This window comes from Micromonospora fulviviridis (assembly GCF_014648395.1).
Classification (GTDB): domain Bacteria; phylum Actinomycetota; class Actinomycetes; order Mycobacteriales; family Micromonosporaceae; genus Micromonospora; species Micromonospora fulviviridis.
The window spans coordinates 79,771-97,762 of sequence record NZ_BMRA01000008.1 but is presented as its reverse complement, the minus strand read 5'-3'; the positions used below and the strand labels follow the sequence as shown (position 1 = coordinate 97,762).

The window sequence follows — 17,992 nt, the reverse complement described above, 5'->3', positions numbered from 1 at the left end:
GAAGCGGGCCGGCGGAAGACGAGCAGGCTGCTCGCCTTCGAGGGATCAGCGTAGGTAGCTGGTGTGGTGTTACACACACCCGAACGGACGAACAACAACCGTCAGACGGTGGCCAACGTGTAGGGGATCTCGTCGAGCAGCTCGCGGGCGAGGAAGCCGATCCGTCCGTACCGGGGGACCAGGCGTTGCCCGCTGACCGCGTGGGCGAACGCCGCCCAGCAGGCCGCCTGCGCGGGCTCGGCGCCCCGGGAGAGCAGCCCGGCGAGCAGCCCGGCCCGGACGTCGCCGCTGCCCGAGGTGCCCAGGCCGGCGTCACCGCTCTCCTCCCGCCAGGCCCGCCCGTCGGGGGTGGCGATGTGGCCGTAGAGGGAGACCACGGCGTCGTACCGGCGGGCCAGCTCGACCGCCTCGGTGTCGAGGTCGTCGCCGGGCTTCCGGTCGAGCAGGTGCCGGGCCTCGGTGAGGTTGGGAGTGAGCACCACCCTGCGCCCCGAGCCGACCAGCAGGTCCGGCTCGTGGCTGAGCGCGCCGAGGGCGTACGCGTCGAGCACCAGCGAGGTCTCCGGGCCGGCCGCGTCGAGGACCACGTGCAGCAGCGCCCGGGTGGCGTCGATGTCCTTGAGGCCGGGGCCGACCGCCACCACGTCCGCCTCGGCGACCAGGCCGCCGAGCAGGTCGCCCGGGTCGCCCTTGACCGCGCCGTCGGCGGTCTCCGGCAGGCCGACCACCAGCGCCTCGGGCACCTGGATGCTGAGCGCGGCGGCGGTCGACTCGGCGGCGGCCAGTTGCAGCACGCCGGCGCCGGCGCGCAGCGCGGCCACCCCGGCGAGCAGCACCGCGCCGGGGGTGAACCGGGCCCCGCCGACCACCAGCACCGTGCCGCGGGCCTCCTTGCCGCCGGTCGGCACCGGCAGCGCCCAGTCCCGCAGCAGCGCTGGGGTGATGACCTCAGACCGGCTCGGCATGGATCTCGTCCTCCCTGGTCGGCCGCGCCCCCTGCCGGTGCAGGTGGGCGACGTCGTTGAACACGTCCGGGGTCAGCCGGCCGGCGGCGTCGGCCGACCAGCCGGTGACCGAGCAGTTGGCGATCACGTACTCCCGGGTGAGCGCCATCAGCTCCTCCTCGGTGAGCCCTTCCACCAGGTAACGCAGCAGGAAGACCAGCGCGTCGTGGCCGAACAGCAGCACCCGGCCGCCGGCGTGGTCCCGGCGCAGGTCGCCGAGGAGGGCGCGCAGCCGCAGCGCCACGTCGGTCCAGGACTCGCCGCCGGGCGGCCGGTAGTAGAACTTGCCGAGCCGGGCCCGGCGCGCCGCCTCGTCGGGGTACTGCCGCTGGACCCCGTGGCCGGTCAACCCGTCGAGGATGCCCAGCTCCCGGTCGCGCAGCCGCTCGTCCCGGCTGGCCGGCACGCCGGTGCCGGCGAGGGCCAGCTCGGCGGTGCGCACCGCCCGCAGGTACGGCGACACCACGGCCACGTCCGGCCGCCGCGACTCGGGCAGCCCGGCCAGCCACCGGCCGGTCGCCCGGGCCTGCTCCTCGCCGGTGGGCGACAGCGGCACGTCGGCGTCCCGGTGGGTCAGGTCGATCAGCTCGGCGCCGGACGCCTCGGCCGCCGTCGCCGCGACGTTCGCCGTGCTCTCGCCGTGCCGGACGATCCAGAGCGCTGCCAGTTCCGCCATGCGGCCTCCGGTACCCGGGCCGTCCGGCGGGTAACCGTGCGGGTCGGCGGCGGCCTGGTGCACCGGCGGGCGTGAACGGCGGCTGGACGGGTATGCGCCGTCGGCTACTGGAAGCCGACACAGGGGAGGTGTGCCGTGGCGACGATGGTCCGAGAGCCGATGAGCCCGGTGAAGGACAAGAACTACGACCTGATCCACGCGGTGCAGATGTCACTCAAGCACGTCTGGCAGATGGAGACGTACATCGCCGACGCGCAGGACCGGGGCGACACCGAGCTCGCCACCTGGTTCCGCAAGATCCAGGAGAACAACCGCAAGGCCGCCGACCAGGGCAAGAAAATGCTCATGGACCGGTTCCAGAAGGAGAACGGCTGACCGTACGCCGGTGGCCGGGTGGGTGTGCGCCCACCCGGCCTCCGGCGTGTCCGGGGTGCGTCGGGGCGGCGCGGGGTGGCATCGACCGGGCACAATGTCGTCCGGCGTACCGGGGTGGGCCCGGTGGCCGGGGAGGCGACGCATGGCGACGGTCATCAGGGGTCTGCGGGAGGCTCTGGTCCTCTTCCTGATCGCGGTGGTGACGATCGGGATCGCGGTGGGCATCTGGGTCGCGCTCAGCGGCGGCGACTTCGTCCACCGGCTGGGTGTGGCGTTCATGCTGGTCGGCGCGCTGATCGGGATGACCGGTGACCTGACCCTGAGCCGGATCGGCATGCTGCCGGCCCGGTCCACCTTCGGCCTGGCTCCGGAGCGGGAGGACGCCGGCGGGGGACGGGTGCTCACCGGGGTCGGCATCTTCCTGTTCGTCTCGGTGCCGCTGATCGTCGTCGGGGTCCTGCTGATCACGTGACGTCCGTCCACTGCGCTGTCGGTGGGGCCGGTTATGGTCCCCGCACACTGCGGGTGATCAAGGAGACGGCGTGCGCAGATTCGACTTCGTCAGCGGTAACGCGGCCAAGTTCTGGGAGGTGGACCAGACCGGCAGCACGGTGACCGTCCGCTACGGACGGACCGGCGCCGAGGGGCGCACCCAGGCCCGGGAGTTCGGCACCGCCGCCGAGGCCGCCGCGCACGCCGACCGGCTGGTCGCCGAGAAGCTCCGCAAGGGATACGTCGAGTCCGGCACCGCGGCCGCCTCCACGGCCACCGCCGAGCCGGCCGGGCCGCCCGCCCCGGCCGCCGGTGAGCTGCCGGACGAGGAGACGTTCGTGGTGCCGGCCGGCTGGCGGCGGCTGCTGGTCCCGCGCCGCGGCGGGGTGACCGGTCCGACGCTGCCGGGCGCCGACACGGCGCGTGCCGGGCGGAAGGTGCTGGCGCCGGCGGCCGCCGAGTTGGAGGCGGTGGCCCGGCACGGTGAGGATCCGGAGCTGAGCGCGGCGCTGCGCGGGTACCTGGCCGGTGACCCGACCCCGCTGGGCGCGGCCGCGCTGGTGGTGGCCGCCGCGGCGGTGGTCGACTGGCGCGACCGCGACCGGCACGGGCAGGCGATCGCCGACCTGCTGGTCGCCGAACTCGGCCCGGCCGGTGCCGCGACGGCCCTGGCCGAGCACGCCACCGTCACCGTCGGCGCGGGCCACGCCGGCACCGGTGGGCTGCGCCGGGCGCGCACCGACAAGGCCGAGTGGGGCTACCGGAACCTCCGGCTGAACGTGCTGCGCCGGGTCCGCGCCCATCTCGCCGCCGCTACCGATGAGGAGTACGCCGCCGCCCGCACCGCCCTGGCCGGGTACCGGTCCGGGCCGCTGCCGGCGCGGGTGGTCACCTCCTTCCTCCTGCCGACCGAGCGGGACTGGGTCACCGATGACGTGGCCGCCGTGGACCGCAGCCCCGACTGGCTGCTGGTCGAGCTGCTGCTCTGCGCGGTCGACGACGCCGAGCGGTTCGCCACCCTGGTCGGTCACCTCTCCGTCTACTCGCTCATGTACGACCCGGCCGTGGTGATCACCGGCGCCGCCGCGATCGGCCCGGCGATCGCGCCGCTGCTGGTCGAGTGGTTCGACCGCGAGGGCATCGCCGCCGAGGGGCAGCAGCGGCTGGTGTCGCTGCTGGCGGCGCTGCCCACCGACGAGGCGATGACCCTGCTGCTGGCCCGCCTCGACCGCAAGTACGTGCAGGCCGGCGTGCTGGAGATGCTCCGCCGCTTCCCGGTGCGCGGGGTAAGCCTGCTGGCCCGGGCGGCCGGCGAGCGTACCGCCGCCGGTCGGGAGGCCGCCGCGCTGCTGCGCGGGCACGTGCTGACCAACCCGGCCGCGGTCGAGGTCGCGCTGCCCGGGCTCGACCCGGCGGAGCGGGAGCGGGTCGAGCGGGTCACCGGTGAGGACGCGGCCGTCCCGGTCGCGGGGCCGGACCGGCTGCCACCGGTGCTGGTCAGCCCGCCCTGGCTGGCGAAGCGCCGGCGGGCGGCGCCCCCGGTGGTGACCGGCCTGACCCGCCCCGGCGGTACCGCCCTGGCCTGGCAGCCGGGCGAGCGGGAGCGCTGGGCGGCGATCGTGCCGGGGTGGTCGGGCTACTGGCACGGTGACGACCTGACGGTGGTCGCCACGCGGGTGGCCGCCGGGACAGCCCGGGACTACGAGGGCGTCCACTTCTTCGTCCGGGCCAGCGAGGAGCTGGCCCGGCCGTTGCTGCCCGGGTGGCGGCCGACGGAGAGCTGGTGCGCCGACCAGTGGCTGCGCCGCCTGGTCGGCCGGTACGAGCTCGACGCGGTGCCGGCCGCGCTGCACCTGGCCCGCTCGACGCCGCAGAGTGCGGGCGAGGTGCTGCTGCCGGTCGCCGACGGCGACGTGGCAGAGCTGATGGCCGACTGGTTCGACCGGCTCAAGTCGGTCCGGTCCACCGCCCTGGCGTGGCTGCGGCGGCACCCGTCCGTCGCCGCGCGGGCGCTGCTGCCGGCCGCGGTCGGCGAGCCCGGGCCGCGTCGGCGCGCCGCCGAGCGGGCCCTGCGCCTGGTCGCCGGCGAGCACCGGGACCTGGTCCTCGCCGCGGCCCGCGAGTACGGCGAGGAGGCCCTGGTCGCGGCGACGGCGGTGCTCGACGCCGACCCGCTGGAGCAGCTGCCTGCCCGGATGCCGGCCCTGCCGCAGTGGCTGGATCCGGTGCTGCTGCCGCCGGTGCTGCTGCGCGACCGCTCGGCGGCGCTGCCCGTCGACGCGCTGCGGCACCTCTGCACCATGCTCGCACTCTCCAAGCCGGGGGAGGCCTACCCGGGGGTGGAGCTCGCCCGCGAGGCGTGCGATCCGCTCTCGCTGGCCGAGTTCGCCTGGGCGCTCTTCGAGCGCTGGCAGGCGGCCGGCGCCCCGTCGAAGGAGAGCTGGGCGTTCACGGCGCTCGGCCTGGTCGGCGACGACGGCACCGCCCGCCGGCTCGCCCCGCTGGTCCGGGCCTGGCCCGGCGAGGGCGGGCACGCCCGGGCGGTCACCGGCCTGGAGGTGCTCGCCGCCATCGGCACCGACGTGGCGCTGATGCACCTGTACGGCATCTCGCAGAAGGTGAAGTTCCGCGGGTTGCGGGAGCGGGCGGCGCAGAAGGTCACCGAGGTGGCCGCCGGGCTGGGCCTGGACTCCGAGCAGCTCGGCGACCGCCTGGTGCCCGACCTGGGGCTGGACGCCGACGGCAGCCTGACCCTCGACTACGGCCCGCGCCGGTTCACCGTCGGCTTCGACGAGCAGCTCAAGCCGTACGTGGTGGACGGTACCGGGGCCCGCCGCAAGGACCTGCCCAAGCCGGGCGTCCGCGACGACCAGGCGCTCGCACCGGCCGCGTACCAGCGGTTCGTCGGGTTGAAGAAGGACGTCCGTACCCTCGCGGCCGACCAGATCCGCCGCTTCGAGGCGGCCATGGTGGCCGGGCGGAGCTGGGCGGCCGCTGACTTTCGCCGCTACTTCCTGGAGCACCCGCTGCTCTGGCACGTCGTCCGGCGGCTGGTCTGGGCGACCCTGGACGCCTCCGGCGCGGTGGTCACGGCGTTCCGGGTCGCCGAGGACCGCACCCTCGCCGACGTCGACGACGAGACGTACGTGCTGCCGGACGACGCGGTCGTCACGATCGCGCACCCGCTGCACCTCGGCGCCGCCGTGCCGGCCTGGGCGGAGCTGTTCGCCGACTACGAGATCCTGCAGCCCTTCGCCCAGCTCGGCCGCGAGGTGCACCGGCTCACCGAGGCCGAGCGGGACGAGCGGCTGCTGCACCGGCACATGGGTGTCGCGGTGCCGGCGGGCCGGCTGCTCAGCCTGGAACGGCGGGGGTGGCGGCGCGGCGCGCCCCAGGACGCGGGCATGCAGGGCTGGCTGGAACGGGAACTGCCCGGCGGCCGCGCGCTGGTGATCGACCTCGATCCGGGCATCGCCGTCGGCGTGGTGGACATGTTCCCCGACCAGAAGATCAACGCGATCTGGGTCAACGACCGTCCCGAGGGCGACTGGTACGGCCGTGACGGCAAGGTCCGCTTCGGCGACCTGGACGACGTCACCGTCTCCGAGGTGCTGCGCGATCTGGCGGAGGTGACCCGGTGACCACGCTCGACCCCACCGCCGAGCGCGCCCAGCGGCCCCCGGCCGAGGTGCGTTACGCCGACGAGCTGGCGAAGCTGGCCGCCGACGACAGTGATCCCCGCCCGCCGGGCTGGGCGCTCAGCCTGCGGGCCGCCCGCCGGTTCATCCTCGGCGATCCCGCTGCCGGGATCCGGCGCAAGTTCGTCGGCGACCCGTCGCTGATCGACCGGGCCCTGGTGGCGCTGGCCACCAGTCGGGGGCTGATGCTGGTCGGCGAGCCGGGCACCGCGAAGTCGCTGCTGTCCGAGCTGCTGGCGGCCGCGATCAGCGGCGACTCCACGTTGACCATCCAGGGCGGTGCCGCCACCACCGAGGACCAGATCCGCTACTCCTGGAACTACGCCCTGCTGGTGGCCGACGGCCCGTCGCCGCGGGCGCTGGTGCCGGCGCCCCTGCTGCGCGGCATGGCGCAGGGGCGGGTGGTCCGCTTCGAGGAGATCACCCGCTGCCCCCTGGAGGTGCAGGACTGCCTGCTCTCCCCGCTGTCGGACCGGGTGCTCGCCATCCCGGAGCTGCCGGGCAGCGACGCGATGGTGTTCGCCCGCGAGGGGTTCAACGTGATCGCCACCGCGAACACCCGGGACCGGGGCGTCAACGAGATGAGCGCCGCGCTGAAGCGGCGCTTCAACTTCGAGACGGTCTTCCCGATCCCCGACCTGGCTACCGAGCTGGAACTGGTCGAGGCGGAGGCCGGCGAGCTGCTGCGCCGCTCCGGGGTGACCGTGCCGCCGCGCCGCGACCTGCTGGAGGTGCTGGTCACCACGTTCCGCGAACTGCGTACCGGGATCACCGAGCGCGGGGACGCGATGGAGCGCCTGTCGTCGGTGATGAGCACCGCGGAGGCCGTCTCGGTGGCGCACGCCGTCGGGCTGCGCGGCTGGTTCCTGCGCGGTGCGGCCGGCGACGCCGCCGACGTGGTGGCGTGCCTGGCCGGCACCGCCGCCAAGGACGACGCGGAGGACCTGGCCCGGCTGCGCCGCTACCTGGAGCAGCAGGTGTCCCGGCGCTCGGGCGCGCAGTGGCAGGCGTTGCACGACGCCCGGCACCTGCTGCCCGGCTGATGGCGGGCGACGCGCCGGACGGCCTCACCTTCCTCGGGGTCCGTCACCACAGCCCGGCCTGCGCCCGGCTGGTGGCGGCCACCGTGACCGCGCTGCGCCCGGCGTACGTGCTGGTGGAGGGGCCGGCCGACCTCAACGGGCGGCTGGACGAGCTGCTGCTCGACCACGAGCTGCCGATCGCGGTGTTCACCGCGTACCGGGACGCCGGCCGGCGGCACGCGTCGTGGAGCCCGTTCTGCGCGTACTCCCCGGAGTGGGTGGCGTTGACGGCCGGGCGGGCCGCCGGGGCGCAGGTCCGCTTCATCGACCTGCCCGCCTGGCACCCGGCGTTCGCCCACCGCGCCAACCGGTACGCCGACGCCGACCAGCGGTACACCGAGGCGGTGCGCCGGCTCTGCGCCACCCTGGCGGTGGACAACGTGGACGCGCTCTGGGACCACCTCTTCGAGATCGGCTCCGACGACGGGCTCGCCGAGCGGCTGGCCGCGTACTTCGACGTGCTGCGCGGCGAGTCGGCGGCGGGCGAGGACGACACGGCCCGGGAGGCGTACATGGCCCGCTGGGTGCGGGCGGCCCGCGCCCGCGCCGGTGGCCGGCCGGTGCTGGTCGTCACCGGCGGTTTCCACCGCCCGGCGCTGGTGCGTCTGGTGGCCGCCGGACCGGAGGACGAGAGCTGGCCGGCGGTGCCGGAGCCGGAGCCCGACGCGGTGGCCGGCAGCTATCTCGTGCCGTACTCGTTCAAGCGGCTGGACGCCTTCGACGGCTACCAGTCCGGGATGCCCTCCCCGGGCTACTACCAGCGGGTCTGGGAGGACGGCCCACAGCGGGCGGCGGAGGCCCTCACGGAGTCGGTGGCGGCCCGGCTGCGGGCCCGCCGGCAGCCGGTCTCCACCGCCGACCTGATCGCCGCCCGGACCATGGCCGGCGGGCTGGCCCGGCTGCGGGGCCACGCCCACCCGGGCCGGGTCGACGTGCTCGACGGCCTGGTCTCCGCCCTGGTCGGCGACGCCCTCGACCAGCCGCTGCCGTGGGCGTCGCGGGGCCGGCTGGCCGCCGGCACCCACCCGGCGGTGGTGGAGATGGTGGCCGCGCTCAGCGGCGACCGGGTCGGCCGGCTGCACCCGGACACGCCGCTGCCGCCGCTGGTGCACGACGTCGACGCCGAGCTGGACCGGCACCGCGTCGGCCCGGCCGACGTGGTCGAGCTGGACCTGACCGTCCCGGCCGACCTGGCGCGCAGCCGCCTGCTGCACCGCCTGCGGCTGCTGGACGTTCCCGGCCACCGGCGGGACAGTGGGCCCCGGGTGGGCGCCGACGCGGTGCTCAGCGAGCGGTGGTCGTCCGGCCCGGCTCCGGACCGGCTGGCCCGGATCATCGAGGCCGGCGGGTACGGCCCGACCGTCCTGGACGCGGTGACCGCCGTGGTCGAGGAGCGCGTCGTGCTGCTCGGCGGCGACGTGGACGGCCTGGCCACGCTGCTCTTCGACACCGCGCTGGCCGGGCTCCGTGAGCACTCGGCGCGGGCGCTCGCCGCGATCGCCCGGGCCACCGGCACGGTCACCGACCTGGGGGCGCTGGGCCGGGCCCTGGCGGTGGCGCTCGGCCTGTGGCGGCACGACGGGCTGCTCGGCAGCGCGGGCGCGGCCCCGCTCGGCGCGTTGATCGCGGCGGCGGTCCGCCGGGCGCTCTGGCTCGTCGAGGGCGTCCGTGCCGCCACCGCCCCCGCCGACCGGGGCCGGCTGGCCGCGCTGGTGGCGGTCCGCGACGCGCTCCGGTACGCCGGTCCCGCGCTGGGCCTCGACCCGGAGGCCGCGCTGGCGGTGGCCGGGCGGGTCGCCGCCGACCCGGCCGCCCCGCCGGACCTGCGCGGCGCGGCCCTCGGCCTGCGCTGGTCGCTCGGCGCCACCGCGGATGCCGGCCGGGCGGTCCGGGCGGTGGCCGCCCCGGGCACCCTCGGCGACTGGCTCTCCGGCCTGTTCGCCCTGGCCCGGGAGGAGGTGGTCGCCGGGGACGCGGCGCTGCTCGGCGTCCTCGACGATCTGCTCGCGGCGATGGACGCGCACGACTTCCTGGTCGCGCTGCCCGCGCTGCGGCAGGCCTTCGGCTGGTTCCCGCCGCGCGAGCGGGAGGCGGTGGCCCGGCACGTGCTGGCGCTGCGCGGCGCCGACGGGCCGGCCCGTGACCTGCTGCGGCTGGACGTCGACCCGGTGCTGGTGGCCGCGACTCGCGCGCTGGACGCGCGGGTCGACGCGGTGCTCGCCCGCGAAGGGCTGTGGGAAGGAGAACCGGCGTGACCGATCCGATGCTGGAGCGCTGGCGGCTCGTGCTCGGCGACGCGGCGCAGGACTGCCTGGGCGGCCTGTCCGGGGCGGCGGCCGGCCGGGACGCCGCGCTGGACTGGCTGTACGGCCGCGACGAGGAACTGAGCCGGCGCGACGTGCGCCGGGGCGGCTCCGGCCCGTCGCTGCTCACCACGGTGGACTGGCTGGACGGCATCACCCGGCTGTTCCCGAAGGAGACGGTGGAACGGCTGGAACGGGACGCGGTCGAACGGTACGAGATCCACGACGTGGTGACCGATCCGCAGGTGCTGGCCCGGGTGGAGCCGAACCCGGCGCTGCTGCGCGCGGTGCTGCGCACGAAGCACCTGATGGACCCGGAGGTGCTGCGGCTGGCCCGCCGACTGGTCGAGGCGGTGGTACGCCAGCTCGTCGAGCGGATGGCCAGCGAGGTGCGGCAGTCGTTCTCCGGTGCGCGGGCGCGGCGGCCGAGCCGGTTCCGGCAGGCCCGCAACTTCGACGTGCGGCGCACCATCCGCGCCAACCTGGCCCACTGGCGTCCCGACGAGCGCCGGCTGCACGTGCGTACCCCGCACTTCTTCTCCCGGACCCGGCGGCACCTGGACCGCTGGCAGGTGATCCTGCTGGTGGACCAGTCCGGTTCGATGGTCGGCTCGGTGATCCACGCCGCGGTCACCGCCGCCTGCCTGTGGGGGCTGCCCGGCGTCCGGACCCACCTGGTGGCCTTCGACACCGAGGTCGTCGACCTCAGCAGCGACGTGGACGACCCGGTGGAGCTGCTCATGAAGGTGCAGCTCGGCGGCGGCACCGACATCGCCCGGGCCGTGGCGTACGGGGCGCAGCTGGTGGAGAACCCGCGCCGCACGATCGTCGTGCTGGTCACCGACTTCTATGAGGGCGGCAGCGAGGCGCACCTGGTGCGCGCCGTGAAGCAGCTCGTCGAGCAGGGCACCCACGTGCTCGGGCTGGCTGCGCTGGACGAAAAGGCCAACCCGGCGTACGACCGGGCCACCGCGCAGAAGCTGGCCGACGTGGGCGCGGCCGTCGGCGCGATGACCCCGGGTGAGCTGGCCGCGTTCGTGGCCGAGCACGTGGGCCGTTAGGAGCGAGGCGTGATCCGTACCGACCTGCTGGCGCTCACCCCGGAGGTGCTCGCCGCGCTCAGCAACCGTGGCCTGGTGAGGCGGGCCGCCAAGGCGGTCGAGGGTGGCGAGGCGCCCACGCTCGCCGTGGACGACGACGGCGCCGTGCGCGCCGCGCATCCCGACGGGGTGACCAGCACCCTTCCCGCCGGCGCGCCGCTGGCCACCGGCGTCTGTTCCTGCGCGGCGCCGGGTGTCTGCCGTCACCTGCTGGCGCTCGTGCTGACCTACCAGCGGCAGCACGCCAACGACCCCGACCCGGCCTCGCCGCCTCCCGCGCCGGCCGACGAGCCGACCGGGGACGGTGGTCCGGCCACCGGAGCCGAGGCCGGGCGGGACACCGCCGGCGCGGGCGGTGCGGGACACGGCCCGTTCGCCGTCGGCGGGGACGAGCCGTGGCGCTGGTCGCCGGGGGATGTCAGCGACGAGGAGCTCGCGGCGGCGGTCGGCGCGCCCGCGCTCGCCGTGGCCGAGCGGCGGCGGCGGGGCGGCTACACCGCGGTGGTCCGCCGGCCCGGCCCCGAGGACCCGGTGCCGCAGGTGGAGCTGTCCACCGGCACGGTCCGCTTCCTGGTGCCCCGCCAGATCGGGTACGCCCGCAGCGACGCCGCGGGCGGCGACGGGGCGGCGGTGGCTCTGGCGGTGTGGGCGTGCCGGGCGGCCGACCGGGAGCAGCCGGACCGCCGGGAGGCCCAGGTGCGGGTCGGCGGGACGGTGTCCGTGGTGGACCGTCCGGCGCTGGACGCCGCGGTCACCCTGGCCGGGGAGGTGCTGCTGGCCGGGGCGGTGCACACCGGGGCCGGGGTGGCCGCCCGGCTGGCGGCGGTCCGGCGTGACCTCGACGCCGCCGGGCTGCGCTGGCCGCTGCTCGCCCTCGACGAGCTGGCCGGCCAGCTCGACGCGTACGACGCGCGCAGCGCCCGCTACCGGCCGGAGACCCTGGCCGAGGTGCTGGCCGAGCTGCCCGCGCGGCGGCGCGCCGTGGTCAACGGGGGCGCCACCCCGGCGCAGCGGGTGCTGGGCACGGACGAGCCGGCGGAGACCCCGCTGCGCCGGCTGCGGCTCACCGGCCTGGGCGCCCGGGTCCGCGAGACGGCCGGCGAGGTCGCCGTCGACGTCGTCCTCGCCCACCCGGCGGCCGCCGGGGTGCTGGTGCTGCGCCGCGAGTTCACCGCCGCCGAGGGGGACCCGCTCACCGGGCACACCCTGGCCGGGCGGCGGGTGGCCGGCAGCACGCTCGGCGCGCTGGCCGCCGGCAACGTCGTCTCGGAGTCGGCGGTCCGCAGCGCCGCGCACCGGCTGCGGTTCGCCGCCGGCCGGCTGGCCCGTACCGCCGTCACCCCCGGCACCGGGTCGTGGGCGGAGCTGCCGCCCGCCCTGCTGGCCCGGGACCTGGACGCGCTCGCCGCGACCCTGGCCGAGCGTCCGCCGCGGCTGCTGCGGCCGCGTACCGCCGCCGAGTCGGTGCGGGTGCTGGCGCTGGGCGAGGTCCGCGCGATCGGCTACGCCGCCGGCGAGCAGCGGCTGGAGGCGACGGTGACCGGGGCGGCCGGCGGGGTGGCGAAGGTGTCGGCGGTGCACCGCGCGGTCGCTCCCGGCGCGTTGGACGCCCTCGCGGCGGCGCTCGGCGGGACGCACGGCACGCCCCGGTACGTCAGCGGCACCGTCCGGCGCGGCGCGGGCGGCCTGGTCGTCGAGGCGCTGGCGGTGGTCGCCGACACGGTGGTCGTACCCGACCTGGCGGCCGGCGCGGGCGACGGCGAGCTGGCCGGCGCGGTGGCCGACCCGCCGGATCCGGTGGCGGGCGCGCTGCGGGCGGCGTCGTCGCTGCTCGCCCAGGCCGCGCACACGGGTCTGCGGCAGCTGCCGGGCGGCTTCCGCGACCGGCTGCGCGACGCCGGCGCCGGGCTGGCCCGGGTGGGCCTGGACCGCTGCGGCGCGGCCCTGACCGACCTGGCCGGCGCGCTCGGCGCCGACCCGGGCGACGCGGCGGTACGCGCCTGGGTGGACGCGCAGATCCGGCTGCTGGTGACCGCGGAGTCCCGGTGAGCCGGTCCCCGCGACCGGCCCCGGCGGCTACGGTGTGAGGCGTGGCGACCACGGCGGCGGAGGAGATCCGGGTGGGGGAGCGGCTGGTCCGCGTCTCCAGCCCCGACAAGCCCTACTTCCCGGAGCGCGGACTGACCAAGCTGGACGTGGTCCACTATTTCCTCGCCGTCGGCGACGGGATCCTGCGCGCGCTGCGCGACCGACCGACCATGCTGGAGCGCTGGCCGCGCGGCGTGTTCGAGGGCGCGAAGATCGCCACCCGGCAGACCAACAAGGGCGACGCGTTCTACCAGAAGCGGTTGCCCGCCGGTGCGCCCGACTGGGTGCGCACCGCGCACATCACCTTCCCCAGCGGCCGGACCGCCGACGAGGTGGCCCCGAGCGAGCTGGCCGTGGTGATCTGGGCGGCCAACCTGGGCACCCTGCGCTTCCACCCCTGGCCGGTCTCGGCGGGCGACGTGGAGCGCCCCGACCAGCTCCGCATCGACCTGGACCCGATGCCGGGGGTGGACTTCGCCCAGGTGGTCCCGGTCGCCCACGAGGTGCGCGCGTTCCTCGACGAGCTGGGTCTGGTGGGCTACCCGAAGACCACCGGTGGGCGGGGCATCCACGTCTACCTGTCGATCGAGCCGCGGTGGAGCTTCGGTGACTGCCGGCGCGCGGTGCTGGCGCTGGGCCGGGAGATGGAGCGCCGGCTGCCCGACCTGGTGACCACCACCTGGTGGCGGGAGCAGCGGGACCGGCCGGTCTTCGTCGACTACAACCAGATGGCCCGCGACCACACCGTGACCTCGGCGTACTCGATCCGGCCCACCCCGCGCGCGCTGGTCTCCGCGCCGCTGGACTGGGCGGAGCTGGACGACGCGCGGCCGGAGGACTTCGACGTGGTCAGCCTGCCGGCCCGGTTCGCCGAGCGGGGCGATCCGCACGCCGGCCTGGACGAGCGCCGGTTCTCCCTGGAGCCGCTGCTGGAGCTGGCCGACCGGGAGGGCATCGAGGCGCCGCCGGAGCGGTAGGGCGTCACTGCCAGGGGCTCAGCGTCCCGTCGAACTCCTCGAAGACCAGCCAGGTCCGGGTCGACAGCACCCCGGCGATGCTCTGCACCCGGTCCAGCACCACGTCCCGCAGCGTGGCGTTGTCCGGCGCGCGGACCAGGGCCAGCACGTCGTGCTCGCCGCTGAGCAGCGCCGCGTGCTCGATGTAGCGCACCCGGGCCAGCTCGGCGGAGACCTCGCGCCAGGTGTTCTGCTCGATGGTCAGCGCGATGTACGCCGAGGTGCCCAGCCCGGCCGGCTCGGGCGCCACCTGGGCCCGGAACCCGGTGATCACCCCGTCGCGCAGCAGCCGCTCCACCCGGGCGTACGCGTTGGTGCGCGAGACGTGCACCCGTTCGGCCAGCGTACGGATGGAGAGCCGGGCGTCCCCGGTCAGTTCGCGCAGGATCCGCCGGTCGACCTCGTCGAGCGGCCCGGCCGAACGTCCCGTTCCGCCCGCCGTGCCCGGTGTGGTTCCGGTCTCCTGGCTCATGAAGCCCGCCTCCCCGTGCCATTCGTCCCGCATTCACGCCGGATGTTGAGTCAATCATCCGACAGCGGAAGCATAGGGCCACCACACGTCCAGGAGGTCCCCGCCGTGACGACCACACCCCAGGCGGTCCGCAGGGCATCCCCGCGCACCCGCCGGCCGGCCACCCCGGCCGCTCCCGACCCCTCCGACGGCCTGCTGCCGAAGAGCGAGCCGGTCCGGCTCCTGAACCCGGACGGCACCCCGCTGCCGGCCCGGGACGACTACCCGGAGCCGCCGGTCGAGGCGCTGCGCGAGATGTACCGCCGGATGGTCGTCGGCCGTCGCTTCGACGCCCAGGCCACCGCGCTGACCAAGCAGGGTCGGCTCGCCGTCTACCCGTCCTCGCGTGGCCAGGAGGCCTGCCAGGTCGGCGGGGTGCTGGCGCTGCGCGACACCGACTGGGTGTTCCCCACCTACCGCGAGTCGATGGCGCTGACCGCGCGCGGCATCGACCCCGTCGAGGTGCTCACCCTGCTGCGCGGCGACTGGCACTGCGGGTACGACCCGACCGTCGTGCACACGGCGCCGCAGTGCACCCCGCTCGCCACCCAGTGCGTGCACGCCGCCGGGCTGGCCTACGGCGAGTCGTACCAGGGGCGGGACACCGTGGCGCTGGCCTTCATCGGCGACGGCGCCACCAGCGAGGGCGACTTCCACGAGGGCGTCAACTTCGCCGCCGTGTTCAAGGCCCCGGTCGTCTACTTCGTGCAGAACAACAAGTACGCGATCAGCGTGCCGCTGTCCCGGCAGACCGCCGCGCCGAGCCTGGCCTACAAGGGCGTCGGCTACGGCGTGCCCAGCGAGCAGGTCGACGGCAACGACCCGGTGGCCGTGCTCGCCGTGCTCAACCGGGCCGTCGCGCACGCCCGCGCCGGCAAGGGCCCGTACCTGGTGGAGGCGCACACCTACCGGATGGAGCCGCACACCAACGCCGACGACCAGACCCGCTACCGGGACGCCGAGGAGGTCGAGGCGTGGCGGGACCGCGACCCGATCGCCCGGCTGGAGGCGTACCTGCGGAACCGGGGCGTGCTGGACGACGCCGCGGTCGCCGCGATCGCCGAGGAGGCCGAGGCGTACGCCGCCGCGCTGCGCGACCGGATGAACGCACAGCCCGAGGTCGACCCGCTCAGCCTCTTCGACCACGTCTACGCCGAGCCGACCCCGCAACTGGTCGAGCAGCGCGAGCAGGTCCGGGCCGAGCTGGCCGCGACCCGCGCCGAGGAGGGGGACGCCTGATGGCCACCATGACCATGGCGAAGGCGCTCAACGCCGCGCTCGCCGACGCGATGCTGGACGACGAGCGGGTCGTCGTCTTCGGCGAGGACGTCGGGCAGCTCGGCGGCGTCTTCCGGATCACCGACGGGCTCCAGGCCCGGTTCGGCGACAAGCGCTGCTTCGACACCCCGCTCGCCGAGGCCGGCATCGTCGGCTTCGCCGTCGGCCTGGCCATGTCCGGGCTGCGCCCGGTGGTCGAGATGCAGTTCGACGCGTTCGCGTACCCGGCGTTCGAGCAGATCGCCTCGCACGTGGCGAAGCTGCGCAACCGGACCCGGGGCGCGCTCAGCGTGCCCATCGTCATCCGGGTGCCGTACGCCGGCGGCATCGGCGGCGTGGAGCACCACTGCGACTCCTCCGAGGCGTACTACGCCCACACCCCGGGCCTGAAGGTGGTCACCCCGGCCACCGTCGAGGACGCGTACTCGCTGCTGCGCGAGGCGATCGACGACCCGGACCCGGTCGTGTTCATGGAGCCGAAGAAGCTCTACTTCTCCAGCGCCGAGGCGGAGCTGCCGGCCCGGACCGCGCCGTTCGGCAAGGCCGTCGTGCGCCGCGCCGGCACCGACGCCACCCTCGTCGCGTACGGGCCGGCGGTGCCGGTCGCGCTGGAGGCCGCCGAGGCCGCCCGCGAGGAGGGCTGGGACCTGGAGGTGGTCGACGTGCGCACCATCGTGCCGTTCGACGACGCCACCGTGACCGCCTCGGTGCGGAAGACGGGCCGCTGCGTGGTGATCCAGGAGGCGCAGGGCTTCGCCGGTGTCGGCGCGGAGATCGCCGCCCGGGTGCAGGAGCGCTGCTTCCACGCCCTGCACGCCCCGGTGCTGCGGGTGTCCGGGCTGGACATCCCGTATCCGGCGCCGATGCTGGAGCACACCCACCTGCCCTCGGTCGACCGGGTGCTGGACACCGTGGCCCGGCTCCAGTGGGACGACCAGCCCGACGAGCGGTGGGTGGCGGCATGACCACCGCGACCGGGACCCGCGACTTCCTCCTGCCCGACCTGGGCGAGGGGCTGAGCGAGGCGGAGATCGTCGAGTGGCGGGTCGCCGTCGGCGACGTCGTCACCGTGGACCAGACGGTGGTGGAGGTGGAGACCGCCAAGGCCGTGGTCGACGTCCCCTGCCCGTACGCCGGCCGGGTCGTCGCCCTGCACGGCGCGGCGGGTGAGGTCCGCCCGGTGGGCCAGCCGCTGATCACGATCGCGCCGCTGGACGGCGGCGGCGACGACCCGCACGCCACCTACCGCGAGGAGGAGCGGGCCGGCTCCGGCAACGTCCTGATCGGGTACGGCACCGGCCACGGCGGCTCGGGCCGCCGGCGGCGCCGCCCGCGGCTGGCCGTGGCCCCCGAGCCCGCCGCCCCGGCGACCGCCCCGGCCACCGCCGCCCCCGCCCCGGCGGCGGACAGCCCGGAGGGGACACCCGCCGCCGCGCCGCTGGTTATCTCGCCGATCGTCCGGCGGCTGGCCCGGGAACGCGGGCTCGACCTGGCGGCCCTGCACGGCACCGGGCCGGGTGGGGTGATCCGCCGCGCCGACGTGGAGGCCGCGTCGGCCGCGCCGGCCGCGAAGCTCGCCGCCGTGCCGGACGCCCCGGCCGCGCACGTCGGGCTGGCCCCGGCCGCGGACGGCGACGTGGTCATCCCGCTCACCGGCATCCGCAAGGCCATCGCCGACAAGCTCTCCCGCAGCCGGCGGGAGATCCCCGAGGTGACCATCTGGGTGGACGTGGACGCCACCGGGCTGCTGGCCACCCGGGCCGCGATCAACGCCGCCACCCCGGACGCGCCGGTCAGCATCCTGGCCCTGCTGGCCCGGATCTGCCTCAGCGGCCTGCGGAGGTACCCGCAGCTCAACGCCCACGTGGACACCGAGGGGCAGCGGATCGTCCAGTCGGCCGGGGTGCACCTGGGCATCGCCGCGCAGACCGACCGGGGCCTGGTGGTCCCGGTGCTGCGCGACGCCCAGCGGATGACCACCCGGGAGCTGGCCGCCGCGCTCGCGGAGACCACGGCGGCGGCCCGCGCCGGCACCCTGCCCCCGGCGCGGCTGACCGGCGGCACCTTCACCCTCAACAACTACGGGGTGTTCGGGGTGGACGGCTCCACCCCGATCATCAACCACCCCGAGGCGGCGCTGCTCGGCGTCGGCCGGATCGTGGACAAGCCCTGGGTGGTCGACGGGCAGCTCGCCGTGCGCAAGGTGACCCAGCTCAGCCTCACCTTCGACCACCGGGTCTGCGACGGTGGCGTGGCCGGCGGGTTCCTGCGGCACGTGGCGGACTGCGTCGAGCAGCCCGCCCTGCTGGTGGCGAACGTCTGAGTCCCCGGCCCCGGCCACCCCCGGTGGCCGGGGCCGCACCCCTGTT

At 76.1% G+C, this 17,992-nt stretch carries 14 protein-coding genes; 11 read left to right on the top strand and 3 right to left on the bottom strand.

Features of this window, described 5'->3' with window-relative positions; translation table 11 throughout:
* Positions 1–101 precede the first annotated feature (101 nt).
* Together IEY96_RS21555 and IEY96_RS21550 are read right to left on the bottom strand one after the other, a co-directional pair.
* Complete coding sequence (locus IEY96_RS21555; RefSeq protein WP_189196627.1) at positions 102–965, bottom strand: NAD(P)H-hydrate dehydratase; 864 nt, start codon at positions 963–965, stop codon at positions 102–104.
* Positions 949–1,680, bottom strand: a complete 732-nt coding sequence (locus IEY96_RS21550; protein ID WP_189196626.1) for a histidine phosphatase family protein — start codon at positions 1,678–1,680, stop codon at positions 949–951. The genes IEY96_RS21555 and IEY96_RS21550 overlap by 17 nt, the downstream gene beginning before the upstream one ends.
* Positions 1,681–1,824: 144 nt before the next feature.
* Between IEY96_RS21550 and IEY96_RS21545 the strand changes: the two genes are divergently transcribed.
* The 8 genes from IEY96_RS21545 to IEY96_RS21510 all read left to right on the top strand — a co-directional run bounded on the left by IEY96_RS21545 (position 1,825) and on the right by IEY96_RS21510 (position 13,795).
* Entirely contained in the window at positions 1,825–2,055 is a 231-nt protein-coding gene (locus IEY96_RS21545; RefSeq protein ID WP_189196809.1) for a hypothetical protein, read from the top strand.
* Positions 2,056–2,197: 142 nt separating this feature from the next.
* A complete protein-coding gene (locus IEY96_RS21540) occupies positions 2,198–2,527 on the top strand; it encodes a hypothetical protein (protein ID WP_189196625.1) in 330 nt (109 codons plus the stop codon).
* 70 nt (positions 2,528–2,597) lie between these two features.
* Complete coding sequence (locus IEY96_RS21535) at positions 2,598–6,188, top strand: DUF4132 domain-containing protein (protein WP_189196624.1); 3,591 nt, start codon at positions 2,598–2,600, stop codon at positions 6,186–6,188.
* On the top strand, positions 6,185–7,288 hold the full coding sequence (locus IEY96_RS21530) for an ATP-binding protein (RefSeq protein WP_189196623.1): 1,104 nt from the start codon (positions 6,185–6,187) through the stop codon (positions 7,286–7,288). Before IEY96_RS21535 ends, IEY96_RS21530 begins: the two co-directional genes overlap by 4 nt.
* Positions 7,288–9,582, top strand: a complete 2,295-nt coding sequence (locus IEY96_RS21525) for a DUF5682 family protein (RefSeq protein WP_189196622.1) — start codon at positions 7,288–7,290, stop codon at positions 9,580–9,582. Before IEY96_RS21530 ends, IEY96_RS21525 begins: the two co-directional genes overlap by 1 nt.
* Positions 9,579–10,691 (top strand): VWA domain-containing protein, encoded by a 1,113-nt coding sequence (locus IEY96_RS21520; protein ID WP_189196621.1) that lies wholly within the window; start codon positions 9,579–9,581, stop codon positions 10,689–10,691. Before IEY96_RS21525 ends, IEY96_RS21520 begins: the two co-directional genes overlap by 4 nt.
* A gap of 9 nt (positions 10,692–10,700) precedes the next feature.
* Positions 10,701–12,779: a YehQ family protein gene (locus IEY96_RS21515; RefSeq protein WP_189196620.1), complete on the top strand. Its 2,079-nt coding sequence runs from the start codon at positions 10,701–10,703 to the stop codon at positions 12,777–12,779.
* 41 nt (positions 12,780–12,820) lie between these two features.
* Entirely contained in the window at positions 12,821–13,795 is a 975-nt protein-coding gene (locus tag IEY96_RS21510; RefSeq protein WP_189196619.1) for a DNA polymerase domain-containing protein, read from the top strand.
* 4 nt (positions 13,796–13,799) lie between these two features.
* Here the strand turns inward: IEY96_RS21510 and IEY96_RS21505 are convergent, their stop codons facing one another.
* A complete protein-coding gene (locus IEY96_RS21505) occupies positions 13,800–14,306 on the bottom strand; it encodes an Lrp/AsnC family transcriptional regulator (protein WP_189196618.1) in 507 nt (168 codons plus the stop codon).
* Between the two features lie 72 nt (positions 14,307–14,378).
* On the opposite strand from IEY96_RS21505, the gene pdhA reads away from it, so the two are divergent.
* From pdhA to IEY96_RS21490, 3 genes are read left to right on the top strand one after another with little or no spacing between them, the layout of a single operon-like run.
* Complete coding sequence (pdhA, locus tag IEY96_RS21500; RefSeq protein WP_189196808.1) at positions 14,379–15,584, top strand: pyruvate dehydrogenase (acetyl-transferring) E1 component subunit alpha; 1,206 nt, start codon at positions 14,379–14,381, stop codon at positions 15,582–15,584.
* Positions 15,584–16,588 carry an alpha-ketoacid dehydrogenase subunit beta gene (locus IEY96_RS21495; protein WP_107079570.1) on the top strand — a complete coding sequence of 335 codons (1,005 nt, stop codon included), beginning with the start codon at positions 15,584–15,586 and terminating at the stop codon, positions 16,586–16,588. The genes pdhA and IEY96_RS21495 overlap by 1 nt, the downstream gene beginning before the upstream one ends.
* Positions 16,585–17,946 (top strand): dihydrolipoamide acetyltransferase family protein, encoded by a 1,362-nt coding sequence (locus tag IEY96_RS21490; RefSeq protein WP_373293618.1) that lies wholly within the window; start codon positions 16,585–16,587, stop codon positions 17,944–17,946. The genes IEY96_RS21495 and IEY96_RS21490 overlap by 4 nt, the downstream gene beginning before the upstream one ends.
* Positions 17,947–17,992 lie beyond the last annotated feature (46 nt).

Excerpts from the sequence above, each read along its gene's own strand:
- IEY96_RS21555 (WP_189196627.1), bottom strand. The coding sequence starts at position 965 with ATGCCGAGCCGGTCTGAGGTCATCACCCCAGCGCTGCTGCGGGACTGG.
- IEY96_RS21550 (WP_189196626.1), bottom strand. The coding sequence starts at position 1,680 with ATGGCGGAACTGGCAGCGCTCTGGATCGTCCGGCACGGCGAGAGCACG.
- IEY96_RS21545 (WP_189196809.1), top strand. The coding sequence starts at position 1,825 with ATGGTCCGAGAGCCGATGAGCCCGGTGAAGGACAAGAACTACGACCTG.
- IEY96_RS21540 (WP_189196625.1), top strand. The coding sequence starts at position 2,198 with ATGGCGACGGTCATCAGGGGTCTGCGGGAGGCTCTGGTCCTCTTCCTG.
- IEY96_RS21525 (WP_189196622.1), top strand. The coding sequence starts at position 7,288 with ATGGCGGGCGACGCGCCGGACGGCCTCACCTTCCTCGGGGTCCGTCAC.
- IEY96_RS21505 (WP_189196618.1), bottom strand. The coding sequence starts at position 14,306 with ATGAGCCAGGAGACCGGAACCACACCGGGCACGGCGGGCGGAACGGGA.
- IEY96_RS21495 (WP_107079570.1), top strand. The coding sequence starts at position 15,584 with ATGGCCACCATGACCATGGCGAAGGCGCTCAACGCCGCGCTCGCCGAC.
- IEY96_RS21490 (WP_373293618.1), top strand. The coding sequence starts at position 16,585 with ATGACCACCGCGACCGGGACCCGCGACTTCCTCCTGCCCGACCTGGGC.